Genomic DNA, 23,295 nt, shown 5'->3' on the forward strand with positions numbered 1-23,295 from the left:
GGGCCACTTCACGCTTGGACAGTCGACTTCGCCGCGAGAGCGTTCGCGCCGCTTGGCTCCCTGTCCGCATGCAGTCCCGCCACACACGATCCCGGATACCGTCCCTTGCGGGACCCTATGGCGATCAAAGAATAATGGGGAGGTTACAACACATGAATATTCGTTTTCGCGCGCACCTGTCGAGCACGGCGGCACTTGCCGCGCTGACCATTTTGCTCGCTCCCGCCGCCTTCGCGCAGACCGCGGAACCCGATCCGGCTGCAACGCCCGGCGAAGCTTCGGCCCAGGATGACAGCGCTGACGCAATCGTCGTCACCGGCATCCGCCGCTCGCTCCAGGACGCGATCAACGCGAAGCGCGCCGCGGGCAACATCGTCGACGTCATCTCGGCGCAGGACATCGGCAAGCTGCCCGACCAGAATGTCGCCGAATCGATGAGCCGCATCACCGGCGTCCAGATCACGCGCAGCGAAGGCGACGGCTCGAACTTCACCGTGCGCGGCATTTCGCAGAACCGGCTCGAGATCAACGGCCGCTCGTTCCTCGGCCCGAGCAGCGGCGGCGGCGCCTCGCTGGAATCGCTGAGCCCCGAGATCATCTCGACCATCGTCGTGAGCAAGACTCCGACCGCCGACATGCCCGAAGGCGCGCTCGGCGCCACCGTCAACCTCAAGACGAAGCGCCCGCTGGAACTCGGCGATTTCGTCGCGAGCGGTCGCCTCCAGGGCGTCTATACCGATCAGGCCGACAAAATGGGCTATCGCGGATCGGCGCTGATCTCGAAGACCTTCAGCGACAGTTTCGGCATCCTCGGCACCGTCGCCTATTCCGACATCAAGACCCAGGCCTATGCATTCGATACCGGCGGCTGGACGCGGACGAACGGGATCGACGGCAATGGCGATGGGACCGCCGACACCGGACTCTACCGGCCTAACCGCCTGATGCAGAAGGTCGACAAGCGCGAGCAGCGTCGCCTGACCGCACAGGGGTCGGCACAGTTCCGCCCCGACGATCGCTGGGAAATTATCCTCGACGGCACCTATTCGCGCCTCGACATCGAACGCGTCGGGATCAACAACCAGATCCTGCTCAACGACAACGATGTCGGCGCGGTCATCGACAGCAGCGGCAGCATGGTCAAGGGGACGCTGAACAACGTCACCGTGCGCCCGCTCATCTACGACGCGCCGACGCTGCTCGAATCCACCAACCTCGGCTTCTCGACGTCGTACAAGAGCGAGATCGTCGAAGTCGCGGTCGATGCGTCGTACAGCAAGGCCAGTTCGGAGCCCGCCAATGGCAGCTCGATGACCTATGTCGTGGTGCAGAAGAATGGCAATGTCGCGGACGCCAGCTTCGACTTCCTGACCGGCAACGCGGTGCCGGACATCTCGCTGGCGACCAACTTCAACACGCTGGACCCGTCGCAATATCGGCTGACCTCGATCTTCGACGGCGCGATCATGACCGACAATGACGGCTATGACGCGCGCATGGATTTCAAGATCCACACCAATTTCGGCCCGCTGTCGTCGGTCGAAGTCGGGTCGCGCTTCGAGCATCTGAGCCTGTATTCGGAAGCGCCCCAGAACATTCCCGGCGTCGCCGGGCTGCTGGCGCTGGGCGACAAGAATGGCGATGGCATCATCACCATCAACGAGCTTCCGGGAGTGAACTACTCGGGCACCATCTCCTATTTTCCCGGCCAGGACGGCAATTTCCAGCGCGAGTTGCTGGACGGCTCGCTCAATTCGGGGGTCGCACGCGACGCCTTCAACCTGCCGACGCCCGCCGCCGACACCATCCCGCTGGGGCGAGTGTCGATCAAGGACGTGACGCAGGACACGCTGGCCTTCTACATCAAGGGCAATATCGACACGACGATCGGGTCGATGCCGCTGACCGGCAATGCCGGCGTGCGCTATGTCAGCCAGGAGCGGCTGTCGGCGGGCTATCTCTCGGATACCCAGCCGACCGCGACCAAGCCGACCTTCGACTATTGGCTGCCCAGCGCCAACCTGTCGCTCGCGATCCGCGACGACCTGACCTTCCGCGCCGCCGCCGCCAAGGTCGTGGCGCGACCCAGCCTCGCCGATGTCGCGGTCAGCTTCGTCCCGCTGCTCGTCTCGCGCACCGGCAACCGCGGCAACCCCAACCTGCGTCCCTATGAGGCGACGCAGTTCGACGCGACGCTCGAATGGTATTTCGCCCCCGCCAGCGCGCTGACCGGTGCGGTGTTCTACAAGAACGTCGATTCGTTCACGATCAACCTGACGCAGGAGGAGTTCATCCCCGGCGTCTCCGAAACCTATGGCACCTTCCAGATCACCCAGCCGGTCAATGGCCGTGCCGGCAAGATCAAGGGGTTCGAAGTCGCCTTCCAGCAATCGCTGCGCTTCCTGCCGGCGCCGTTCGACAATCTCGGGGTCCAGGCGAACTACACCTATGTCGACAGCGAAACCCCGCTGATCGACGAGGAGACCCAGAAGAGGCTGCCGCTGCCGGGGCTGTCGAAGCACAGCTACAACCTGATCGGCTATTACGAGGACAAGCTGATGTCGCTGCGCCTCGCCTATATCCACCGCAATTCCTACCTCCAGGGCCAGGGCAGCGCTGCGGCGGGCGGCAGTTCGTACATGGCGGGACGCGGCCAGCTCGACTTCTCGGCACAGGTCAACCTGTCCAAGAACCTGCGGATGACGCTCGAGGCGATCAACCTGACCAAGGAGGGCGAGCTGCAATATCTCCAGAACCGCAACCGCCTGCTGTACAGCGCGCGCGAGGACCGCAGGATCTTCGCCGGCGTCGCGGTCACCTTCTGAACGACGGGGCTCCGGCCCCGGCTACCAACGCAAAACGCCGGTCGGTCCCACGGGATCGGCCGGCGTTGTGGTATTCGGCGAATTGCGGTCGGGCGAGTTGATATTTTGCTTCTCGAAGACAACGCTACTTCATCCGTTGTGATCCAAGGCCGCACTAGACAGCACGGTCGCCACTGCAATAGTCAGGAGCCAGCGCCAGCTCAGGCGCAAATGGGGAGGGCACCTTGGCTACCAAGATAGCGATTATCAACATGAAGGGTGGCGTCGGCAAAAGTACCCTATGCGCCAATCTCGCCTGGCATTTCGCTGGCATGCGAAATTGGACTCGCCGTGTCCTTGTTATTGATCTCGACCCACAGTTCAACGCGAGCCAGTACATTTTGGGTGTTAGCCGTTATCAGACCGACGTTATGGCGGCGTGCGCCCCTACGGTATGGGACATTTTCGAGCAGCAGTCGCGTGCACCCGGCTTGCGTGCAGCAAATCGTAGCCTCACGGATTCAGTCCAGCGCATCATTAATTTTAACGGTGGCGGATATGTCGACATGATTCCGTCTCAACTCGAATTGAGCTTCACGCTTAAAAATCCCAGCCAGAAGGAGCATCTGCTTTCAAACTTTGTGGCTGACATCGAGGACAGCTACGATCTAATCCTCGTCGATTGTGCGCCTACGGAATCGGTTCTCACCACGGCAGCTTATCTGACGGCCGACAATATACTAATCCCGGTCAAGCCGGAGTTCCTATCAACCATCGGCTTGCCCCTGATCCGCCAATCCCTCACCGATTTCGAGCGGTCCTATCGAAAGGCGGTCGGGGTTTCGGGCATTTGCTTCAACATGTGTGCCGACTATGCACCTGAGGAGAATCAGTCGAAGACCGAGGTTCGTGCTTTGTCAGCCGCGTTTGGTTGGCACGTTTTTGACGAGGAGATGCCTTTCTCCCGGTCGTTCCCCAAGGGCGCGCGTGAGGGCAAGCCAATTTTCTGGACATCATACGCGCGATCGAATGTGTCTGCTAAGGTCAGCGCCTTCTGTAATGCCTTCGGAGGGCAAATTGGATTATGACCTCTAAAGCCGAGAAATTGGCCCGCGAACTCATTGCGCTGAGCGAGCGATACAGCGATCGAGAATTTGATCGAGCAAGCGAATTGCTGATGTCAGGCGAGCTGTTTGCCAACGCTATGGGTGCGGCCCGAACGGCGCGCATCTTGGCAGGAAAAGGCGCAGCGCAAAAAGCCGGGCCACGGCGTCTTCCCCCGCCTCCCGCCTCGAACCAACCTCCCAAGGCTAGAAACGCTTCTGAGCCGCTTCCGCACCTCGAAATTGACGATCTACTCGGCGACCTTGAAGGAGAAGAGAGGGAAGCGTTAAGTTCGTTTGCTATGCGTTTTCAAAGCCGGGAGATACTTGAAAGCGGATCATCCGCTCGCATGTTCGCGCAGCAGATGGGAGTTCAGCTTTCGAAATCGATTCCCGCGCGTCAAACGCTGTTGAGGACGCTCCTGAGGCACCTGCTCGATGTACCACGCGATTCGCGAGCAAATCTGCTCAGGGAGGCCGATCGAAGCGGCAATGGCGAATCGTCCTTGCAGCGCTGGAGCGATCTGATCGTTAAACCGGACTGATGGGCAACGCGCGTTCGCTGAAATAGGCCCATGTCCCTGGCTGGGGCGGCAGGATTCGAACCTGCGAATGGCGGCATCAAAAGCCGCTGCCTTACCACTTGGCGACGCCCCAACGGGAAGCGGGCTTATACGGCCTTAGAAGAGCCGTTCAACCCACCCGTGCGGATCGGGTGCAACACCGCGCTGTATCTCGGTTAGCTGCTGGCGGAGGCGTTCGGTCAGCATCCCCGGCCCGCCATTCCCGATCGAAAAATCGAAGCCGCGCCCGCGCACCCGGCCGATCGGCGTGACCACCGCCGCGGTGCCGCACGCGAACGCCTCGCGCAGCCGGCCGCTGGCGGCGTCGGCCTGCCACTGGTCGATGCCGTAGGGCTCCTCGCGCACCGTCACCCCTGCGTCGCGCGCCAGCCGGATCAGCGATTCGCGGGTGATGCCGGGCAGGATCGTGCCGCCCAGCGGCGGGGTCTGGAGGCTGCCGTCTTCGAATGCGAAGAAGACGTTCATGCCGCCCAGTTCCTCGACATAGCGATTCTCGACCGCGTCGAGGAACACCACCTGGTCGCATCCTTCGCGGATCGCCTCGGCCTGCGCGATCAGGCTGGCGGCATAGTTGCCGCCGCACTTCGCCGCGCCCGTCCCGCCGCGCGCGGCGCGAGTGTAATGTTCCGACGTCCACAACGTCACCGACGGTGCGCCGCCCTTGAAATAGGCGCCGGCGGGCGATGCGATCACCATGTACAGATATTCCTGCGCGGGCCGCACCCCCAGGAACGTCTCGCTCGCGAACATGAACGGGCGCAGGTACAGCGACGAACCCTCGCCGTCGGGAATCCAGTCGCGATCGGCGCGCACCAGCGCGCGGATCGATTCGAGGAACAGCGCGTCCGGGATCGGCGGCATCGCCATGCGTTCAGCCGACTCGGCGAAGCGGCGGGCATTGGCCTCAGCGCGGAACAGCGCGGCGCCGCCATCGGGCAGGCGATAGGCCTTCAGCCCCTCGAAAATCTCCTGCGCATAGTGCAGCACCGCACAGGCCGGATCGAGCTGGATCGGGCCGCGCGGCTGGACGCGCGCATCGTGCCAGCCGCGATCGGCGGTATAGCGTATCACCACCATATGATCGGTAAACACCTTGCCGAAGCCAAGATCGGCGAGGAGCGCGGTGCGATCGGCGGCGCCGACCGGGTTGGGATGCGCTTCGAACTCGAAATCCAGGATCGTGGTGTCTTCCATCTCTCGCCTTCCGCCTTCCCCGGCGGATGCGTACCGACCGGGTTGCGACGGACTAGGGCGCATGGCAAAGATGGTCAACATGGCTGCCCCAATTCCTGCTTCTCCGCTCTTCCTTCGCGAGCCAGAGATTCGCCGCGGCGTCGAATTGCTGTATTTCGGCTATTCGAACCTGACACGCTCGATCGATGCGGGGTTGGCGGCGCAGGGGCTGGGGCGCGCGCACCACCGCGCGCTGTATTTCGTCGCGCGCAAGCCGGACCTCACCGTCAGCGACTTGCTCGCGCTGCTGGCGATCACCAAACAATCGCTGGGCCGGGTGCTGGGCGACCTGACCGAGCGCGAACTGGTCGAGACCCGGACCGGCGACCGTGATCGCCGCCAGCGCCTGCTCCGCCTGACCCCCGCCGGGGCAGCGCTCGAGGCCAAGCTGTTCGAGGCACTGCGCGAGAAGATGTCGGCGGCCTATTCGAGCGCCGATCCGGGCGCGGTCGGGGGCTTCTGGGCGGTGCTGGAGGGACTGGTGCCCGAGGAAGAGCGCGCGCGGATCGCCGCACTCGGGCGCTGACCGGCCCCACCCGGGGCCGGCCGGCGCGCCGAGGATCAGGCGGTAGAACCGCGTTTAGGAAACCGCGTCATCCTGACGAAAGTCAGGATCCATTCGGTGCTCGGTGGCGGCTTTTGGGTCGAGCGGAGTGGCTGAATGGATCCCCCGGACTCACGGAACAAGTGCACCACCTGCTAAGGTGATTGCGCGATGGGACGACATTACAGGCAACTCAGCCTCGACGAGCGGATCGAGATATACCGCCTTCATGAAGGCGGTATATCTTGCCGACAGATTGCCACCGCGATCGGGCGTGATCACACGACGGTCGGTCGGGAACTCAGGCGCAATAGCAAGCCGACCAAGGTCTGGCCCGGCGGCTATGCGCCCGGGCGTGCCCATAGGCTCGCGATCAGACGACGACGATGGGACTGCCGTTTCAAGCTGGCGCGCCAGCCGGACCTGCGAGATATCGTGAAGAACGGCCTTGCGATGGGATGCTCTCCCGAACAGATCGCCGGCCGACTGGCGCTTGAGCACGGTCGCACCATGGTCAGCCACGAGTCAATCTATCGATACGTCTATCATCGCTCGGCCCAGAAGGACTACTGGCACCGCCTTCTGCCCCGCTGCAAGGCAAGGCGCGGCCGCTATGGCCGCCAGGGCGGAAGCCCGGCCAGCTTCATCAAACAGCGCAGGCCGATCGGCGAACGCCCCCTCGAAGCCCGGGATCGCGCACAGCCGGGCCATTGGGAAGCCGACTATATGCTGTTCGCCCGATATGGGCACAATGTCCTCGTCCTGCACGAGCGCCACACACGCTACACCATCCTCGACAAGCCACCCCACCGCAGAGCCGAGCTGACCGCACGCCGGATCACCCGCAGACTGCGCCATATCCCCCAGGATCTGCGCAGGACCATCAGCTTCGACAACGGCACCGAGTTCGCCGAACATCACCGCCTTCACGACAGCCTCGGCATCCAGACCTTCTTCTGCGATGTCCGAGCCCCATGGCAAAAGGGCGGTGTCGAAAACACCATCGGCCGACTGCGCCGAAGCCTGCCTCGCAAAACCGACCTCGACACCGTCAGCCACAGACAACTCCGTGCCTGTGCCGACCGGCTCAACAACATCCCCAGAAAATGCCTTGGCTTCCTCACACCCGCCGAGGCATTCTCCAAAATCTCAACCGGTGCACTTCAACCGTGAGTCCACATCCCAGCCTTCGCTGGGATGACCCCGTTTTGTGGTTGTCCGCCGCTTCACGCGACCTTGAAGCCTTCCTTGTTCATGGTCATCGTCAGCGCCTTGTTCTTCTCGTCGCTCAGCTGCGAGCGGAGCATCGGGAAGAGCGTCAGCTCTTCCTCCTGCATATGCGCCTCGATGTCGGTGCGGAATTTGCGCACCTTGGCGATCCATTCGGGCGATGCGGTGGGCATGTTCTCCAACTCGTAGAGATACTGCTTCACATAGCCATGGTCCTTGTTGAGCGAATCGGCTGCGTCCTGCTGGCCGATTTCGCGGAGCGCGGGGTAGATGACATTCTCTTCCTCGACCGCGTGCTTCATCAGCGCGTGCTTGAGGTGGGAGAGCAGGAGGTTGCGGCGGATCGTGGCGGACTCGTCGGTCGCCTCGATCGCGTCGAATACCTTCAGCGTCGCCTGATGCTCGACGACCAGCGCCTCGTCCCAATTGCCCGCAAAGGCAGTGGGCGCCTGCACGGCAGCCTTGCGCCCCAGCAGCGCGAGCAGCCCGAGCGCCGCGCCGCCTGCCGCCGCGCCGGCGATTACACCGAAGCCGCCGCCGCTCTTGCCGGACTCGCCGGTGGTTGCCTTGAACCGTCCCTTATTGTCGCGCGTCGCCGTGCTGCTTGCCATGTCCGCCTCCGATGGTTGCGAGTGTTTCCTGCACAACCCATTGGAAACGGTGGCGTTCCGAGCGCCGGATTATTTGCGGGCTTCGGCTGCCATCTCGGCGTTGCGCCGTGCCGATGCCGCCAGCGTATCGCGCATCAGCCGCACCAGCGCGTCGTCACGATCGAGGACGTTGAGCCCCTCGCGCGTAGACCCTCCCGGACTTGCGACACGGTCCGCCAGCACTGCGGGGGGCGCATCGGCCTGTGCCGCGAGCAGCCCCGATCCCTCGACCGTCGCCAGCGCCAGCCGCCGCGCCTGGTCGATCGGCAGTCCGAGCGCCGCGCCCGCCTCTGCCATCGCGTCGATGAAGCGATAGACGAAGCCGGGGCCACAGCCGGACAGCGCCGTCACTGCGTCGAACAGCGGCTCGTCGGCGATCCATTCGACCAGCCCCAGCGGCGCCATCAGCCGCTCGGCGGCGTCGCGCAATGCTGCGTCGGGCGTGTCGCTGTGGAGCGCAACCACGCCCTTGCCGATCGCCACCGAAAGATTGGGCATCGCGCGGACCACTGCCCGCGGCGCGAAGCGCTCGGCCAACACTGCTTCCTCGACTCCGGCCAGGATCGACACGAGCAGCGGCACGCCCGCCAATCGGTCGCCGACCGCATCGGCGAATGCGCCAAGCTGCTGCGGCTTGATCGCCAGCACCACGATCCCGGGCAGTTCGCCCGGCGGCGGCGATGCCATCACGCGGACGCCCGCAGGTACGCTGGGCGTCCCCGGATCGAGCACCACGACCCGCGCGGGGTCGACGCCGCTTTCGGTCCAGCGGCGCAGCATCGCCCCGCCCATATTGCCGCATCCGACCAGCCAGATGCCGGCCGCTATCGCTTCGCTCATGCCTCGCCCTGCGTTTCGATCAGCGAGGACGCAATCGCGTCCGCGGGCGTCTTGCCGCCCCACAGCACGAACTGAAACACCGGGTAGAAGCGCTCGCACTCGTCGATCGCGCTTTCGACCAGCAGTTCGGCTTGCGCCAGCGTCAGCGTGCCCTCGCCGCCGTCGATCATCGCGGCGTGGCGGAACAACAGAATGCCGCTGGCCGACCACAGTTCGAAATGGCCGATCCACAGCTGTTCGTTGACCAGCCCGATCGTCTCGTACAGCGCCGCGCGGCGCTCGTCGGGGACGCGGATGTCGGGGAAGCCCAGGAACTGGAGCACCCCGTCATCCTCGCGCCAGATCGCGCGCAGCTCATATTCGGTCCAGCTGCCCTTCACCTTTGCGACAATTTCGTCATCTTCGCGCTCATGGGTCCAGCCATGCGCCGCGAAATAGGTTTCGAGCATGTCGATGGGGGCGGCGTCGTCGCGGTCGAATTCCGCTTCGTCGAGCATCGTCACCTCCGAAGGTTGCCGGGATTGGCTGGCCCGAATCCTGCCAATCGGGTCCGCGGGGCACAAGCCACCGGCTCGCAACCCTGTCGAAAACCTGTGGACAAGCCGTTTACGGTGCTCAAGCGTCGCCCTGCTGCGTCGTCGCCGTCGCTGCAAGCTGCGCCTCGATCGCGGCGAGCCGCGCCTTGAGCGCGTCCGCTTCATCCCGCGCGGCGGCGGCCATGGCCTTGACGGCCTCGAACTCATCGCGCGCCACGAAATCGAGCCCGCCGATCCATTCGCGCGCCCGCTCGCGCGCCGAAGCCTCGGTCTCACGCGCCATGCCGGCGACGGTGCCTGCGGCGCCGTTCACGAACTTCACGAAATCGTCGAACAGGCGGTTATCGGTCTGCATTTTGAAATTCCCAATCGAATCAACGGATCTGAATTTGGTCAACCGAGCGCGCCGGTACAAGGCTTCCAGCATCGGGATTTAGGACGTCGACCTGATACAACAAATAGCCGGCAAAGCCGATCCAGGCCAGATAGGGAAGCAACAGCACCGCCGCGCCGGTGCGCACGCGCGCGAACATCGCGATCGTCGCGATCGTCAGCACGGCCATCGCGGCGATGATGGCCAGCGCCGGCCGCACCTGATGCAGCCCGAAGAACACCGGCGACCAGGCGAGGTTCGCTACCATCTGCAACGCGAACACGATCAGCGCCGGCGCGCGCAGCCGCGATCCGCGTGCGTTGATGACCATCGCCAGCGCCAGCCCCATCAGCACATAGAGCACGCTCCAAGCGACCGGGAACGCCCAGTTGGGTGGCATGATCGCCGGTTTGGCGAGTGCCATGTACCAGGCATTTTCGGACCCGCTCGGCGCCAGCCGCGCGGATGTGAACCCCAGCAGCAGGATGAACGGGACGGTAACCACGGCCCAGCGCAGATAGGCGAGCCGCAACTGGCCCCTGGATGCGATTTCCCTCAACCCCATTCCTCCTTGTTCGGCCTGCTACGCTAGCCTGCTACCCCGAATGTTACGCTACTCTAATATAAACAATTCGCAGACGGAAACAGCGACGCTCACGCCGATTCCGATCCACCCCCGCGCACAGCCGCCAACAGGAACTCGATATTGCCCTCGGGCCCGGTGATCGGGCTCGGGGTAATGCCGAGCACGGGCCAGCCGCGCCCCTCGGCCCAATTCGCGACTTCGGCGCACACCCGCGCATGGACTTCGGGGTCGCGCACCACCCCGCCCTTGCCGACTTCGTCGCGCCCCGCCTCGAACTGCGGCTTGATCAGCGCCGCCAGCCGCGCGCCGGGCCGCGCAAAGCCCAGCGGCACGTCGAGCACCTTGGCCAGCCCGATGAAGCTGGCGTCGCATACGATCAGGTCGATGGGCTCGGGGATATGCGCGTCGGTCAGGATGCGCGCGCTGGTCTGTTCGTGGACGATGACGCGCGGGTCCTGGCGCAGCTTCCACGCGAGCTGGTTGGTGCCGCTGTCCACCGCATAGACGCGCGCCGCGCCCCGGCTGAGCAGCACGTCGGTAAAGCCCCCCGTCGACGACCCCACGTCGATCGCGACCGCGCCGCCCACGTCCCAGCCGAAATGGTCGAGCGCATGCGCCAGCTTGATACCCCCGCGCGATACCCAGGGATGGTCGCGCCCGCGCACGTCGAGTGGGGTCGCATCGGCAAGCAATTGCCCCGCCTTGTCGATCTTGCGGTCCCCGGCGAACACCAGCCCCGCCATGATCAGCGCCTGCGCGCGCGTCCGGCTCTCGGCGAGCCCGCGTTCGACGAGCATCTGATCGGCGCGCTGCTTGGCCATGGCGCCCCTTACGGTGCCTTGCCCGCCGAGTGCAACCGCCCCGCCGCACCCGGCTCACGCTCCGTCGCAGGCCTATTGCATACTAGATCAGTGGGAATTACTTCAGGGGTCCGGCCACCCCTCCGCAAAAGGAGCGGAAGACATGACGATCTTTTCGCCACTCGACGATACTTCGCCTCTCATCCTGACGGTTCCCGGCCTGGGCGGCTCCGGCCCGTCGCACTGGCAGACGCTGTGGGAACAGGGACGCCCCGACACCCATCGCGTCGAACTGGGCATGTGGAACACCCCGCATCGCAACAGCTGGGTGACCAAGCTCGACCAGGCGATCCGCGCCGCGCAGGCGCCGGTGGTGTTGGTCGCGCACAGCCTGGGCTGCCTCGCGGTCGCGTGGTGGGCCGAACTTGCCGGCCAGCCCTTTGGCGCGCCGGTCGCGGGCGCGCTGCTCGTCGCCCCCGCCGATGTCGATCGCCCCGGCGTTCGCGCGGAGCTGAACGGGTTCAGCCCGACGCCGTCCAAGCCCCTGCCCTTCCCCTCGATCGTCGTCGCCAGCAGCGACGATCCGTGGATCGCGACCGAGAAGGCGCAGGCAATGGCCGCGTCCTGGGGCAGCGTCTTCGTCGATGCCGGCGCGCAGGGGCATCTGAACGCCGCCAGCGGGATCGGCTGGTGGGAGGACGGCCAGGCGCTGCTCGATCGCGTGCTCGACACGGCATCGGACCGCAACGGGCGCACGCGGACCGTAGCGGAAACCCGCTCGCTGCTGGCGATCAACGCCACCGATGCGGCACAGGCCCATTATCTCGGCGCGCGGGCATGATTCGCGCTCCAATTGCCGCAGCGCGCGTCCGCACTGGCGCAACCCGGATGCATAATCCGGCGATTGCGCCTATATAGGGCGTAGCGGGCATGGCCGGGCGGCGTCCCCTAGAGCGACGCCCGGCCTACCCGCGCCCAGCAAATGGCCAACGCACGCTCGAAATCGCCTCCACCGCAGCCAAGCCGAACCCTGCTTGCGATTTTGCCGATGATATGTTGTACCTTCACTTACACACGCCTATATGGCGGCCATGTCAGTGAGTCTCTCGTTCAGCCGCGTTTGGGCCAGTCGCTTCTGGGCGAGCGTCGACGCAAGCTTTGATCGGATCGCGATCGCCGTCAGCGGACTGTGCCTCGTCCATTGCATCGCGACGACGGTTCTCCTGACCGTGATCTCCTCGGCCGGCGGGCTGCTCAACCCTGCGATCCACGAAGTCGGGCTGGCACTGGCGATCGGCTTCGGCATTTTCGCGCTGGGTCGCGGCATCCTGTTGCACGGGTCGATGGCGCCCGCCATCGTCGGATCGTTCGGACTGGGGATCATGGCGGGCGCGCTGTCGCTGCCGCATGGCGAGTTCGAGATTTTCTGGACGCTGGTCGGCGTGAGCCTCGTCGCGCTCGGCCACGAACTCAACCGCCGCGCCGCGCTCTGAGTGCCCGACTTGCCGTGGGCGCCCCGGCACCCTAGATTCGTTTCATGCATGCGCACGACCATCATGAGCATCACGGCTCCGAACTGACCCGCGTCGCGCAGGCCACGCTGGAGAAATCGGGCGAGCAATGGACCGCGATGCGCGAACATGTGTTCGAAGCGTTGTCGGGCTTTGCCAAGCCGGCCTCAGCCTATGATATCGCCGACGCGGTGTCGAAGGCGCAGGGGCGCCGAGTCGCCGCGAACAGCGTGTACCGCATTCTCGACCTGTTCGTCGGTGCTAATCTGGCGCGCCGGGTGGAAAGCGCCAACGCCTATGTCGCCAACGCGCATCCCGATTGCCTCCACGACTGCATCTTCCTGGTGTGCGACCGCTGCGGGCAGACCACGCATATCGACGACGACTCGATCACCCGCTCCGTGCGCACCGCCGCGCGCGATGCGGGCTTCGTGCCGGTGCGTCCGGTGATCGAGGTTCGCGGCACCTGCAGCACCTGCGCGCAAGACACTGCCGTAGCGTAAAATCCCGCCGCAATCGAAGGGTTCGACTTGCGCGTCCGGCTGAGGTAACACGCAGCGATGGCTGAACTACCTCAGACGCCGCTGCTCGACACCGTCGACACGCCCGCCGCGCTTCGCACGCTGAAACCCACCCAGCTCCGACAGCTCGCCGATGAGCTGCGCGCCGAGACGATCTCCGCGGTCGGCACGACCGGCGGGCATCTCGGCTCGGGGCTCGGCGTGGTCGAGCTGACCGTGGCGATCCATTATGTGTTCGACACCCCCGCCGACCGGCTGATCTGGGACGTCGGGCATCAATGCTATCCGCACAAGATCCTGACCGGGCGACGGAATCGCATCCGCACGCTGCGCAGCGGCGGCGGGCTTTCGGGTTTCACCAAGCGCAGCGAGAGCGAGTACGACCCGTTCGGCGCGGCGCATTCGTCGACGTCGATCTCCGCCGCTTTGGGCTTCGCCATCGCCAACAAGCTGTCGGACAATGCCGGCAAGGCGATCGCCGTGATCGGCGACGGCGCGATGAGCGCGGGCATGGCCTATGAGGCGATGAACAATGCCGAGGCGGCGGGCAACCGGCTCGTCGTGATCCTCAACGACAACGACATGTCGATCGCGCCGCCGGTGGGCGGGCTGTCGGCCTATCTGGCGCGCGTCGTGTCCTCGTCCGAATATCTCGGGCTGCGCAGCCTCGCCAAGCGGGCGATCCGCAAGCTGTCGAAGCGCGCGCACAACGCCGCCGAGCGCGCCGAGGAATTCGCGCGCGGCATGGCGACCGGCGGGACATTGTTCGAGGAGCTGGGCTTTTATTATGTCGGCCCGATCGACGGGCATAATCTCGAGCATCTGATCCCGGTGCTCGAGAATGTCCGCGACAGCGAACATGGCCCGATCCTGGTCCATGTCGTGACCAAGAAGGGCAAGGGCTATGCCCCTGCCGAGGCCGCGTCCGACAAATATCACGGCGTCCAGAAATTCGACGTCATCACCGGCACGCAGGACAAGGCGCCGCCGGGACCGCCCGCCTATCAGAACGTGTTCGGCGACCAGCTTGTCGAGGAGGCCCGGCGCGACCCGACGATCGTCGCGATCACCGCCGCCATGCCCTCCGGCACTGGCATCGATCGCTTTGCCAAGGCATTCCCCGATCGCGCGTTCGACGTCGGGATCGCCGAACAGCATGCCGTGACCTTCGCCGCGGGCCTCGCGGCACAGGGGATGCGCCCGTTCTGCGCGATCTACTCCACCTTCCTCCAGCGTGCCTATGACCAGGTCGTCCACGACGTCGCGATCCAGAACCTGCCGGTGCGCTTCGCGATCGACCGTGCGGGGCTCGTCGGGGCGGACGGCGCGACGCATGCGGGCAGCTTCGACGTCACCTATCTGGCGACGCTCCCCAATTTCGTCGTGATGGCGGCGGCGGATGAGGCCGAGCTGGTCCATATGACCCACACCGCCGCGATGCACGACAGCGGCCCGATCGCGCTGCGCTATCCGCGCGGCAACGGCACCGGCGTCGCGCTGCCCAAGGTCCCGCAGCGGCTGGAGATCGGCAAGGGCCGCATCGTGCGCGAGGGCAAGTCGGTCGCGATCCTGTCGCTCGGCACGCGGCTGGGCGAGGCGCTCAAGGCCGCCGATGTGCTGGAGGCCAAGGGGCTGTCGACCACCGTCGCCGATCTGCGCTTCGCCAAGCCGCTCGACGAGGATCTGATCCGCCGCCTGCTCACCAGCCACGAAGTCGCCGTGACGATCGAGGAGAATGCGGTCGGCGGGCTCGGCGCGCATGTGCTGACCATGGCGAGCGACCAGGGGCTGATCGACGGCGGGCTCAAGCTGCGCACGCTGCGGCTGCCCGACATCTTCCAGGACCAGGACAAGCCCGAGAAGCAATATGCCGATGCCGGGCTCGACGCCGACGCGATCGTCGCGACGGTGCTGAAGGCGCTGCGCTATAACGAGAGCGCGGTCGTGGACGGGGCGCGGGCTTGAATTAAGCCGCGCATTAGCAGAGGCTCCCGCTTGGGGGAGTTCTGTTCATGCCGGCATTGGTTCCGTTGATCGTCATATGGACGTTCGTCTTGAGCTTCGTGCTGTGCGCGATCGGCGGGCTGCTCGTCATCTTCGAACGCTGGACGCCGCGAAACCCCGCGGTCGGCAAATGGCTGGTGCGCGGCGTGATCGTGTCGATGGTCGGCGCGGTCGTCGGGTTCGGAGTGAAACAATTTCCGGGGGATAGCGGCAATGTGACGGGGCCCATCGGTGCCGAGGCAGCCCCGGCCACACCCGCTTCGCCCCGCGTTGCCGAACCGCCGGAACCCGCGCCAACGGACACAGCGGCAACCCCCACGCCCGCGCCGGCTCTCCCCGTCACGCCCCCCGTCACGCCCGATGTGCCCCCCGACTCGGGGCCCCCGGCGGAGGTCGCCGATTGGGCCACGGCAACGCTCGGGCCGCGCCCGACGCTGGCCGAGATCGACGCCCATCCCTACCCGACCTGTGTCGAGGATATGCAGGCGGCCGCCGACACTGCGCTTCCGGAGGACAGCGCCGCCTGCGTCCGCGCGCTCGACCGCTATCACCTCAAATATGTGCTCGGCTATTACACCCGCAAACAGCCCTATGCCGTCCAGCTCGACCTCCAGGAACAACGGATGCGCGCGGCGGGCGCCGGCGGGGATGCCGCGCCGCGTTATGCCTATGTCGTCGCGGAGATCGCGCGGCTGAACGGCGCCGAATGGGATCGCGTCCAGGCGCTCGACCAGCGCCTGCGCGGCGACAGGACCGCCTGTGCGCGGCGCGGGTGTCGGCCGGCGGCTTGAGGCGGCGCGGGCAGTCGCCAGCGACTTCGACGAGGACCGGTATCGCGCGCAGGTGCGCGAGGCGTTGCTCGTTGACGACGCGATCGACTGGGACGCGCTGGCGTCGGCGCTGCCGGGCGCGAGCAGCGGCAACTGAGGGTCAGGACAAGACTCGCCATCGCCCCGGCCCGCGCCTAAAAGACGCGCGTGCTCCAGATAACCCCCCTCCCCGCCTCTGCCCGCCCGCGCCAGATCGCGTGGTGGCTGTTCGCAGTCGCCGCGCTGATCGTGCTGATGGTCGTCGTCGGGGGCGTGACCCGGCTCACCGAATCGGGGCTGTCGATTACCGAGTGGAAGCCGATCAGCGGCACCCTGCCCCCGCTCAGCGACGCGGCGTGGCAGGCCGAGTTCGACGCCTATAAGCGCATCCCCGAATATCAGCAGCTCAACCAGGGCATGACGCTGGCGGGGTTCAAGGCGATCTTCTTCTGGGAGTATTTCCACCGGCTGCTCGGGCGGCTGATCGGCCTCGCCTTTGCCGTGCCGCTGGTCTGGTTCGCAGTGCGTCGGGCGATCCCGCGCGGCTATGGCTGGCGGCTGGTCGCGCTGCTTGCGCTGGGCGGGATGCAGGGCGCGGTCGGCTGGTGGATGGTCAAGTCGGGGCTCAGCGTGCGCACCGATGTCAGCCATGTCCGACTCGCCGCGCACCTGCTCGTCGCGCTGTTCACGCTGGGCGGGATCGTGTGGACCGCGCTCGACCTGCTCGCGCTGTCGCGCAATCCGATGGCGCGCCCCGCGCGGCTGCGCGGGCTCGCGGTGGCGGTGCTGGCGGCGCTGGGCGTCCAATTGCTGTACGGCGCGCTCGTTGCCGGGCTCAATGCCGGGCTGGTCACCGACCAGTGGCCGCTGATGAACGGCAGCGTCTTCCCCGGCGCGACGGTCCCCGGTCGCCCGCTGCTCGATGCGCTGGTCAACGATCCGGCGATCGTCCACTTCGTCCATCGCTGGTGGGCCTGGGTCGCGGTCGCTGCGCTGGTGGTGCTGGCGCGCGCCGTGCGGGGCATCGATCGCCGCGCCTCGATCGCGATCCACAGCACGTTCGGAGTACAAATCCTGCTCGGCATCGCCACGGTGATGAGCGGCGTGTGGCTCCCCCTCGCCGCGCTCCACCAGCTTACCGGCGCGCTGCTGGTGATCGCAACCGTGTGGGGCGCGCACGCGATCGGGCGCGCGCGATGAGGGCCGAAATCGCGCCCGAACGCTGACGGGTATCATTTTACCCGTCAGCAAACCCGCCGATTTGCTTGACTTTCGCACCCCCCTGCGTCAGATGGCCGCCAACCGCGCCGCCCCCTGGGGTGGCGCGTTCGCGTTCAATCTCGAAAGGTCACAGGCCATGAAGGCTCTGATGAAGACCACCAAGTCGGTAAAGCCGCACGAAGTGGAAAAGAAATGGCATATCGTCGATGCCGAAGGCCTGGTGGTCGGTCGCGCTGCGTCGATCATCGCCAACGTCCTGCGCGGCAAGCACAAGACGAGCTTCACGCCCCATGTCGATTGCGGCGATAACGTCGTCGTGATCAATGCGGACAAGATCCGCTTCACGGGCAAGAAGCTGGCGAACAAGGTCTATTACAAGCACACCGGCTATGCCGGCGGCATCAAGGAAATCACCGCAGCCAAGGTGCTGGAGGGTCGTTTCCCGGAGCGCGTGCTTGAAAAGGCCGTCGAGCGCATGATCCCGCGCGGCCCGCTGGGTCGCCAGCAGATGCGCAACCTGCGCATCTTCGCCGGCACGGAGCATCCGCACGCTGCGCAGAACCCCGAAGTCCTCGACATCGCGTCGATGAACCGCAAGAACAAGGTGGGCGCATAATGTCCGACAACCGCCAGTCCCTTTCCGATCTCGGCGCGATTGCCGCCGGTGAAGCGCCTGCGGGCGTCCCTGCCAGCGCCGACGATTACGTCGCCGCCCCCGCCGCGCCGGTCGTGTCGACCATGCCGCTGCGCCAGCAGGAGCTGGACCAATATGGCCGCGCCTATGCGACCGGCCGCCGCAAGGACGCCGTCGCACGCGTCTGGATCAAGCCCGGCTCGGGCAAGATCACGATCAACGGTCGCGACCAGGAAGTCTATTTCGCGCGTCCGACGCTGCGTCTCGTCATCAACCAGCCGTTCGGCGTCGCCGAGCGTACCGGCCAGTATGACGTGATCTGCACCGTCAAGGGCGGCGGGCTTTCGGGCCAGGCCGGCGCCGTCAAGCACGGCATCAGCCAGGCGCTGACCAAGTTCGAACCGATCCTGCGCGCGCCCGTCAAGGCAGCCGGGTTCCTGACCCGCGACAGCCGCACGGTCGAGCGTAAGAAGTACGGCAAGGCGAAGGCCCGTCGTAGCTTCCAGTTCTCGAAGCGCTAAACGGCTTCACGGCAACACGATTTTGGGGCGGTCCGGCAACGGGCCGCCCCTTTTCGTTGGCTTGCAGGATTCGCCCCCGACCGTTATCCTAGCCGAGGCAGATTATTTACCAATTTCCTTAAGCATTTCCATGACTTGTGCGCAAAACACCGCCCAAGTACCCCCGTCATATGGCGCGTCCGGGGGGATGCGCGGTGCGGGGAAATTGGACGATGCGCACTTCGGTGCGAGCAACGCTGTGCGCAGCGTTGCTCCTGGCTATCACGGCATGTGGCGGCGGCGGCAGCAGCGGCGGCGCATCAGGCACCGCGTCGGGCGGCGGCGTGGTATCGCCCGCGCCGACCACGCCCGTCGTGGTCGGGCTCACCGATGCCGAAGCCGCGCGGCTCGCCAAACAGGCCAGCTTCGGCCCCACCCCGGCGCTGGTCGCCCGGATCAAGGAACTGGGGGTCGAAGGCTGGCTGAACGAGCAATTCGCCGCGACCGGCAGCACCTATGCCGACATCGCCGCCGGCGAGGTCCGCCGCGACATATGCCCCACCGGCGACACGATCTGCGCCCGCCTGCATTTCTCGCGCGCGCCGCCGGCGATGCGTTTCTACGCCGATGCGATCGGCGCACCCGACCAGCTTCGCCAGCGCGTCGCCTTCGCGCTGGGCCAGATGATCGTGGCGTCCGAGCAGGAACTGAACACTGCCGCCGGCATCGCGGCATTCAACCAGATTTTCCTCGACAACGCCTTCGGCAATTTCCGCGATGTCCTCCAGCGCGCGACGATGAGCGGCTATATGGGCAATTATCTCGACATGGCGGACAGCAACAAGTCCGCGCCGTCGGAGAATTTCGCGCGCGAATTGCTCCAGCTCTTCTCGATGGGGCCGGACCAGCTCAACATGGACGGCACGCCGCGGCTCGACACGACCGGCGCGCGCATTCCGAACTACACCCCCGACGACGTCCGCGGCGTGGCACGCGCGCTCACCGGCTGGACCTATGCCCGGCTGGGCGGGGCGCCGATCACCGATAGCAATGCCCGCGACTATTCGCAGCCGATGATCGTGGTGTCCGCGCGTTACGACAGCAGCGCCAAGAGCTTCCTGGGCACCAGCGTCGCCGCCGGCGCCACCCCCGAAGCCAGCGTCGCGGCGGTGATCGACGCGGCGTTCAACAATGCCTCGACCGCGCCGCGCGTCGCCCGGTTCCTGATCGCGCATCTCGTGACGCCCAACCCCAGCCCCGCCTATGTCGGGCGCGTCGCGGCGGTGTTCGCGAACAATGGCAGCGGCGTGCGCGGCGACCTGAAGGCGGTGGTCCGCACCATCCTGACCGATAGCGAGGCGCGCACCGCGCCATCGGGCGACGCGGGCAAGGTCAAGGAACCGATCCTGCTCATGACCGCACTCGCCCGCGCGATCGGCTTTTCGACCGACGGCTTTGTGTTCGTGACGCGCGACACCAGCCTGGGCCAGCCGGTGATGCGGGCGCCGTCGGTGTTCAACTTCTACCCGCCCGATTACCCGCTGCCCGGGTCGGTGACGCTGAAGAGCCCCGCGTCGAAGCTGCTCAGCACCGCGAACCTGCTGCGCTGGCACAACCTGATCTATGACTGGACGATCGCCGGCGATGCCACGCGGTCCGAATTCGCGCTCGATTCGGGGCTGCCGCTGTCCTCGCTCACCCAGCCCTTATGGTCGGGATGGGAGGCGTTCGGCACCGATCTGGACGCGATGGTCGCGCGAATCGACCTGTTGCTGTTCGCCAACGCGCTGAGCCCTGCGCAGCGGGCCGCACTGAAGGCCGCGGCGACGCCGATCACCAACGCCGATCCGGTGATCCAGGCGCGCAAGCGGGCACAGATGATGCTGTATGTCGCGGCATCGAGCCCGCTGTTTCTCGTCGACCGGTAAGGAACCGCACGATGCCGATCTCCCGCCGCGATCTCCTCCGCCTGACCGCCGGCAGCGGGGCGATGGCCGCGCTTGGCCAGCTTGGCCGCACCACCGCGATGGCGGCGCCCAGTGGCAGCTACCGGGCGATGGTCGGAATCTTCCTGTACGGCGGCAATGACGGCTGGAACATGGTGATCCCCACCGACGCCCGGCACGCAGCCTATCTCGCCGCGCGGGGCAGCGTGGGGATAAAGGCATCGCAGCTCACGACGCTCACCGGGGCGAGCTACGCGTTGCATCCCGCAATGGCGGCGCTGCGCCCGCTTTGGGACGAGGGCAGCCTCGCGCTGGTGCTCAATGCCGGCACGCTGTTCGCGCCGCTGACCAAGGCGACCTATCAGTCGCGCCCCGATCTTCAGCCGAGCAACCTGATGAGCCATGCCGACGAGCAGGCGCATTGGCAGGGGCTGCGCGCGCGCGACATCAGTGTCGACGGGTTCATGGGACGGATCGCCGATCGCCTGCCGAGCGGGTCGACCCCGCCGCTGATCTCGCTGGCGGGATCGACGCTGGCGACGATCGGGCGCACGAGTTCGGCGCTGGTCCTGCCCTCCACGGGGACGCTGACGCGCACAGGCTACACCTCCGGAAGCAGCGCCGCGAACCAGGCCAAGAACGCCGCGATCGATGTGTTTGCGAATGGCGCCGGCTATGGCGCGATCGTCGAGGCGACTGCGCGCGACTCAACCGCCGCCTATGGCCAGGCAAACACGGCGAACGCCATCGTCACCGCCACCAGCGCGGTCGACAATTATTTCACCCATCCGACCACCGGCGCGCTGCTCACCAGCGACGTCGCGCGCCAGTTGATGCGCGTCGCCCGGATGATCGAGGCGCGCGGAACGCTCGGCCATGCGCGCCAGACCTTTTTCGCCAGCCAGGGCGGCTACGACACCCATTCCGGGCAGACGGGGGGCGGCAACAACGATACCGGCACCCACGCCAATCTGCTCGGCGAGCTCGCAATGGCGATGGCGGGTTTCCATCGCGCGATGCAGTCGATCGGGATGGCGGAGAATGTCACTGCCTTCACGATGAGCGATTTCGGGCGCACCTATCGCGGCAATGCCCAGAGCGGCACCGATCACGCCTGGGGCAGCAACCATCTGGTGGTCGGCGGCAATGTCGCGCCGGGCGGGATTTTCGGCGCCTATCCCGATCCGGTGCTGGGCGGCGCCAGCGATATTGCGAGCGATGGCCGCTTCGTCCCGGCGCTGGCGCAAGAGGAGTATATCGGCGCGATCGCGCGGTGGCATGGCGTCGCCGACGCGGACATGCCCTATGTCCTGCCGAACTGGTCGACGTGGAGCAATGGCGGGCGCGGGCCGATAGGGTTATTCAGAGGGTAAGCGTGCCCCTTGTCTTGGTCTTCATCCGCGCGCACTATCCGCGCGGGCCAAGAGGGGAACTCCATGGCTAATATCTACCGCGTGACGCCGTTCATGCATGTTCCGGACTTCGAATCCGCGTTGCAATTCTTCACGGATATTCTGGGCTTTACCTGTCATTTCCGAACGGCGGACTATGCCTATATCAGGCGCGAGGCCGCCGTTTTCCGCCTCCGCCAGAATTTCGGCGACGACGGGGCGCCGCCGGGCAACCGTCGGTTCTGCTATTATATCGACGTCAACGATGTCGACGCGATCGCGCGGGAACTGGAACCGCACATCCCCCATCTCAACGACGGCGACGTCCACGGCCCGGTCGACCAGATTTATGGCCAGCGCGAATTGATGGTGGTGGCGCCCGACGGCAATCTGATCGTGTTCGGGCAGGACATCGCCGTCGCGCGGGATTGACCTGCCCATGCGCGCGCGGAATACGAGCGTCCCGATCACACCCCGGCCGGGCAGGAAACGGGCAGGATGCAACCCACGCTTCGCCAGCTCCGCTACCTGATCGCACTGGGCGACCATGCGAGCTTCACGCGCGGCGCTGCTGCGGTGGGCGTGTCGCAGCCTTCGTTTTCGCAACAGATCCAGCTTGTCGAGCGGCTGCTCGGCGGGCGCGTCGTCGAACGCGGCGGGGGCAAGGCGGTGCTCACCCCGCTGGGGCGCGACGCCGTCGCGGGGGCGCGGCGCGTCCTCGCCGAAGTCGCGGCGTTCGAGGCGCTCGCCGAGCGGCGCGACGACGCGCTGTCGGGGACGATCCGGCTTGGCGTCTCCCCCACGCTGGGGCCCTATATCCTGCCGCAGCTCGTCGCGCGGCTGCATTCGACCAGCCCGGACCTGCGCGTCCATGTCCGCGAGGGGCTGCCCAACATGCTCGTCGAACTGCTTGCGGACGGCACGCACGACGTGATCCTCGTCCAGCTGCCGATCGAGGACCGCGGACTGCATGTCGAGCGGCTGTTCCGTGAGCCGCTCTACGTCGCGATGGCAGCCGACGATCCGCTCGGCGCGCGCGCGATGATCGTCGAGGGCGATCTGGCGGGGCGCGGGCTGCTGACGCTCCAGCCGCAATACCGGATGAGCGATCAGGTCGCGGTGCTCGCCGAACAGGCGGGCGCACATGTCCTGCGCGACTATGAGGGCACCAGCCTCGACGCGATCCGCCAGATGGCGGGAATGGGCATGGGCCTCGCGCTGCTCCCGCACCTCTATGTCCGGCAGGAGGTGCGCGGCGGCGCCGACGTGATGGTCCGCCCCTTTGCCGGGGGACGCCATTATCGCGAGATCGGGCTGGTGTGGCGCGCGGGCGCCGGCCGTGCCCCGGCATTCGGGACGCTCGCGGCGTTGCTGCGCGAGGTCGCGGAATAGGAAAAACCTATCGAAACTATAGCAGACGCCCGGTTGTGCCGATGAAGCGGGACACGCAGATTGTCCCCGTTCAAGGAGACGCG

Annotated in this window: 25 protein-coding genes and 1 tRNA gene; 18 read left to right on the forward strand and 8 right to left on the reverse strand. The window is 66.1% G+C overall.

The genetic code is table 11. The features are described 5' to 3' along the window. Positions 1–152: 152 nt before the first annotated feature. From TS85_RS12410 to TS85_RS25435, 3 genes are all read left to right on the forward strand, one after another. Positions 153–2,825 carry a TonB-dependent receptor gene (locus TS85_RS12410; protein ID WP_052507886.1) on the forward strand — a complete coding sequence of 891 codons (2,673 nt, stop codon included), beginning with the start codon at positions 153–155 and terminating at the stop codon, positions 2,823–2,825. Between the two features lie 224 nt (positions 2,826–3,049). Next, the gene (locus TS85_RS12415; protein ID WP_077228586.1) at positions 3,050–3,892 is read left to right on the forward strand and encodes a ParA family protein; all 843 of its coding nucleotides are present in this window, start codon (positions 3,050–3,052) and stop codon (positions 3,890–3,892) included. A 17-nt stretch (positions 3,893–3,909) separates the two neighbouring features. Further along, positions 3,910–4,452 carry a hypothetical protein gene (locus tag TS85_RS25435; RefSeq protein WP_155006398.1) on the forward strand — a complete coding sequence of 181 codons (543 nt, stop codon included), beginning with the start codon at positions 3,910–3,912 and terminating at the stop codon, positions 4,450–4,452. A gap of 37 nt (positions 4,453–4,489) precedes the next feature. On the opposite strand, the gene TS85_RS12420 is transcribed toward TS85_RS25435, so the two are convergent. Next, positions 4,490–4,564, reverse strand: a tRNA-Gln gene (locus TS85_RS12420). Positions 4,565–4,587: 23 nt separating this feature from the next. Then, complete coding sequence (locus TS85_RS12425) at positions 4,588–5,685, reverse strand: branched-chain amino acid aminotransferase (RefSeq protein ID WP_044332540.1); 1,098 nt, start codon at positions 5,683–5,685, stop codon at positions 4,588–4,590. Positions 5,686–5,764: 79 nt separating this feature from the next. On the opposite strand from TS85_RS12425, the gene TS85_RS12430 reads away from it, so the two are divergent. Together TS85_RS12430 and TS85_RS24700 are read left to right on the forward strand one after the other, a co-directional pair. Continuing rightward, positions 5,765–6,250, forward strand: coding sequence for a MarR family transcriptional regulator (locus TS85_RS12430; RefSeq protein WP_044336226.1), 486 nt, complete (start codon positions 5,765–5,767; stop codon positions 6,248–6,250). Between the two features lie 189 nt (positions 6,251–6,439). Beyond that, positions 6,440–7,441 carry an IS30 family transposase gene (locus TS85_RS24700; RefSeq protein ID WP_077228505.1) on the forward strand — a complete coding sequence of 334 codons (1,002 nt, stop codon included), beginning with the start codon at positions 6,440–6,442 and terminating at the stop codon, positions 7,439–7,441. A gap of 53 nt (positions 7,442–7,494) precedes the next feature. Here TS85_RS24700 and TS85_RS12440 read toward each other — a convergent pair whose 3' ends face one another. The 6 genes from TS85_RS12440 to TS85_RS12465 form a co-directional block, all read right to left on the reverse strand. After that, on the reverse strand, positions 7,495–8,109 hold the full coding sequence (locus TS85_RS12440) for a hemerythrin domain-containing protein (RefSeq protein WP_044332542.1): 615 nt from the start codon (positions 8,107–8,109) through the stop codon (positions 7,495–7,497). 69 nt (positions 8,110–8,178) lie between these two features. Then, entirely contained in the window at positions 8,179–8,988 is an 810-nt protein-coding gene (locus TS85_RS12445; protein ID WP_044332544.1) for a pyrroline-5-carboxylate reductase family protein, read from the reverse strand. After that, a complete protein-coding gene (locus TS85_RS12450) occupies positions 8,985–9,485 on the reverse strand; it encodes a type III secretion system chaperone family protein (RefSeq protein ID WP_173426230.1) in 501 nt (166 codons plus the stop codon). The genes TS85_RS12445 and TS85_RS12450 overlap by 4 nt, the downstream gene beginning before the upstream one ends. 118 nt (positions 9,486–9,603) lie before the next feature. After that, positions 9,604–9,879, reverse strand: coding sequence for an accessory factor UbiK family protein (locus TS85_RS12455; RefSeq protein WP_044332550.1), 276 nt, complete (start codon positions 9,877–9,879; stop codon positions 9,604–9,606). 19 nt (positions 9,880–9,898) lie between these two features. Beyond that, entirely contained in the window at positions 9,899–10,456 is a 558-nt protein-coding gene (locus tag TS85_RS12460) for a TspO/MBR family protein (protein WP_044332551.1), read from the reverse strand. Positions 10,457–10,551: 95 nt separating this feature from the next. Further along, positions 10,552–11,304 carry a TlyA family RNA methyltransferase gene (locus TS85_RS12465; RefSeq protein WP_044332554.1) on the reverse strand — a complete coding sequence of 251 codons (753 nt, stop codon included), beginning with the start codon at positions 11,302–11,304 and terminating at the stop codon, positions 10,552–10,554. 142 nt (positions 11,305–11,446) lie between these two features. On the opposite strand from TS85_RS12465, the gene TS85_RS12470 reads away from it, so the two are divergent. The 13 genes from TS85_RS12470 (at position 11,447) to TS85_RS12525 (ending at position 23,212) form a co-directional block, all read left to right on the forward strand. Beyond that, positions 11,447–12,124, forward strand: coding sequence for an RBBP9/YdeN family alpha/beta hydrolase (locus TS85_RS12470; protein ID WP_044332556.1), 678 nt, complete (start codon positions 11,447–11,449; stop codon positions 12,122–12,124). A gap of 250 nt (positions 12,125–12,374) precedes the next feature. Then, positions 12,375–12,776 (forward strand): MerC domain-containing protein, encoded by a 402-nt coding sequence (locus tag TS85_RS12475; RefSeq protein WP_077228587.1) that lies wholly within the window; start codon positions 12,375–12,377, stop codon positions 12,774–12,776. Positions 12,777–12,820: 44 nt separating this feature from the next. Further along, complete coding sequence (locus TS85_RS12480) at positions 12,821–13,297, forward strand: Fur family transcriptional regulator (protein WP_044332558.1); 477 nt, start codon at positions 12,821–12,823, stop codon at positions 13,295–13,297. A 57-nt stretch (positions 13,298–13,354) separates the two neighbouring features. Beyond that, the gene (gene dxs / locus TS85_RS12485; protein WP_044332559.1) at positions 13,355–15,280 is read left to right on the forward strand and encodes a 1-deoxy-D-xylulose-5-phosphate synthase; all 1,926 of its coding nucleotides are present in this window, start codon (positions 13,355–13,357) and stop codon (positions 15,278–15,280) included. A gap of 47 nt (positions 15,281–15,327) precedes the next feature. Next, a complete protein-coding gene (locus TS85_RS12490; RefSeq protein WP_155006399.1) occupies positions 15,328–16,110 on the forward strand; it encodes a hypothetical protein in 783 nt (260 codons plus the stop codon). Then, positions 16,079–16,246 carry a hypothetical protein gene (locus tag TS85_RS25440; RefSeq protein WP_155006400.1) on the forward strand — a complete coding sequence of 56 codons (168 nt, stop codon included), beginning with the start codon at positions 16,079–16,081 and terminating at the stop codon, positions 16,244–16,246. The genes TS85_RS12490 and TS85_RS25440 overlap by 32 nt, the downstream gene beginning before the upstream one ends. Positions 16,247–16,296: 50 nt before the next feature. Beyond that, positions 16,297–17,328 carry a COX15/CtaA family protein gene (locus TS85_RS12495; RefSeq protein ID WP_044332561.1) on the forward strand — a complete coding sequence of 344 codons (1,032 nt, stop codon included), beginning with the start codon at positions 16,297–16,299 and terminating at the stop codon, positions 17,326–17,328. A gap of 157 nt (positions 17,329–17,485) precedes the next feature. After that, positions 17,486–17,965, forward strand: a complete 480-nt coding sequence (gene rplM, locus TS85_RS12500; RefSeq protein WP_044336228.1) for a 50S ribosomal protein L13 — start codon at positions 17,486–17,488, stop codon at positions 17,963–17,965. After that, positions 17,965–18,504, forward strand: a complete 540-nt coding sequence (gene rpsI, locus TS85_RS12505; protein WP_044332562.1) for a 30S ribosomal protein S9 — start codon at positions 17,965–17,967, stop codon at positions 18,502–18,504. Before rplM ends, rpsI begins: the two co-directional genes overlap by 1 nt. 212 nt (positions 18,505–18,716) lie before the next feature. Further along, a complete protein-coding gene (locus tag TS85_RS12510; RefSeq protein ID WP_052507888.1) occupies positions 18,717–20,411 on the forward strand; it encodes a DUF1800 domain-containing protein in 1,695 nt (564 codons plus the stop codon). Between the two features lie 11 nt (positions 20,412–20,422). After that, positions 20,423–21,802, forward strand: coding sequence for a DUF1501 domain-containing protein (locus TS85_RS24145; RefSeq protein WP_052507889.1), 1,380 nt, complete (start codon positions 20,423–20,425; stop codon positions 21,800–21,802). Positions 21,803–21,865: 63 nt separating this feature from the next. Next, positions 21,866–22,252 carry a bleomycin resistance protein gene (locus tag TS85_RS12520; RefSeq protein WP_044332563.1) on the forward strand — a complete coding sequence of 129 codons (387 nt, stop codon included), beginning with the start codon at positions 21,866–21,868 and terminating at the stop codon, positions 22,250–22,252. A 66-nt stretch (positions 22,253–22,318) separates the two neighbouring features. Then, positions 22,319–23,212 (forward strand): hydrogen peroxide-inducible genes activator, encoded by an 894-nt coding sequence (locus tag TS85_RS12525; protein ID WP_044332565.1) that lies wholly within the window; start codon positions 22,319–22,321, stop codon positions 23,210–23,212. Positions 23,213–23,295: the final 83 nt, after the last annotated feature.

Origin of the sequence: Sphingomonas hengshuiensis (assembly GCF_000935025.1) — a bacterium.
Lineage (GTDB): Bacteria > Pseudomonadota > Alphaproteobacteria > Sphingomonadales > Sphingomonadaceae > Sphingomonas > Sphingomonas hengshuiensis.

What these genes read in the sequence shown, in the direction of transcription:
- TS85_RS12410 (WP_052507886.1), top strand. Translation starts at nt 153, where the DNA reads ATGAATATTCGTTTTCGCGCGCACCTGTCGAGCACGGCGGCACTTGCC.
- TS85_RS12425 (WP_044332540.1), bottom strand. Translation starts at nt 5,685, where the DNA reads ATGGAAGACACCACGATCCTGGATTTCGAGTTCGAAGCGCATCCCAAC.
- TS85_RS12430 (WP_044336226.1), top strand. Translation starts at nt 5,765, where the DNA reads ATGGCTGCCCCAATTCCTGCTTCTCCGCTCTTCCTTCGCGAGCCAGAG.
- TS85_RS24700 (WP_077228505.1), top strand. Translation starts at nt 6,440, where the DNA reads ATGGGACGACATTACAGGCAACTCAGCCTCGACGAGCGGATCGAGATA.
- TS85_RS12440 (WP_044332542.1), bottom strand. Translation starts at nt 8,109, where the DNA reads ATGGCAAGCAGCACGGCGACGCGCGACAATAAGGGACGGTTCAAGGCA.
- TS85_RS12445 (WP_044332544.1), bottom strand. Translation starts at nt 8,988, where the DNA reads ATGAGCGAAGCGATAGCGGCCGGCATCTGGCTGGTCGGATGCGGCAAT.
- TS85_RS12450 (WP_173426230.1), bottom strand. Translation starts at nt 9,485, where the DNA reads ATGCTCGACGAAGCGGAATTCGACCGCGACGACGCCGCCCCCATCGAC.
- TS85_RS12455 (WP_044332550.1), bottom strand. Translation starts at nt 9,879, where the DNA reads ATGCAGACCGATAACCGCCTGTTCGACGATTTCGTGAAGTTCGTGAAC.
- TS85_RS12465 (WP_044332554.1), bottom strand. Translation starts at nt 11,304, where the DNA reads ATGGCCAAGCAGCGCGCCGATCAGATGCTCGTCGAACGCGGGCTCGCC.
- TS85_RS12470 (WP_044332556.1), top strand. Translation starts at nt 11,447, where the DNA reads ATGACGATCTTTTCGCCACTCGACGATACTTCGCCTCTCATCCTGACG.
- TS85_RS12475 (WP_077228587.1), top strand. Translation starts at nt 12,375, where the DNA reads ATGTCAGTGAGTCTCTCGTTCAGCCGCGTTTGGGCCAGTCGCTTCTGG.
- TS85_RS12480 (WP_044332558.1), top strand. Translation starts at nt 12,821, where the DNA reads ATGCATGCGCACGACCATCATGAGCATCACGGCTCCGAACTGACCCGC.
- dxs (WP_044332559.1), top strand. Translation starts at nt 13,355, where the DNA reads ATGGCTGAACTACCTCAGACGCCGCTGCTCGACACCGTCGACACGCCC.
- TS85_RS12490 (WP_155006399.1), top strand. Translation starts at nt 15,328, where the DNA reads ATGCCGGCATTGGTTCCGTTGATCGTCATATGGACGTTCGTCTTGAGC.
- rplM (WP_044336228.1), top strand. Translation starts at nt 17,486, where the DNA reads ATGAAGGCTCTGATGAAGACCACCAAGTCGGTAAAGCCGCACGAAGTG.
- rpsI (WP_044332562.1), top strand. Translation starts at nt 17,965, where the DNA reads ATGTCCGACAACCGCCAGTCCCTTTCCGATCTCGGCGCGATTGCCGCC.
- TS85_RS12510 (WP_052507888.1), top strand. Translation starts at nt 18,717, where the DNA reads ATGCGCACTTCGGTGCGAGCAACGCTGTGCGCAGCGTTGCTCCTGGCT.
- TS85_RS24145 (WP_052507889.1), top strand. Translation starts at nt 20,423, where the DNA reads ATGCCGATCTCCCGCCGCGATCTCCTCCGCCTGACCGCCGGCAGCGGG.
- TS85_RS12520 (WP_044332563.1), top strand. Translation starts at nt 21,866, where the DNA reads ATGGCTAATATCTACCGCGTGACGCCGTTCATGCATGTTCCGGACTTC.
- TS85_RS12525 (WP_044332565.1), top strand. Translation starts at nt 22,319, where the DNA reads ATGCAACCCACGCTTCGCCAGCTCCGCTACCTGATCGCACTGGGCGAC.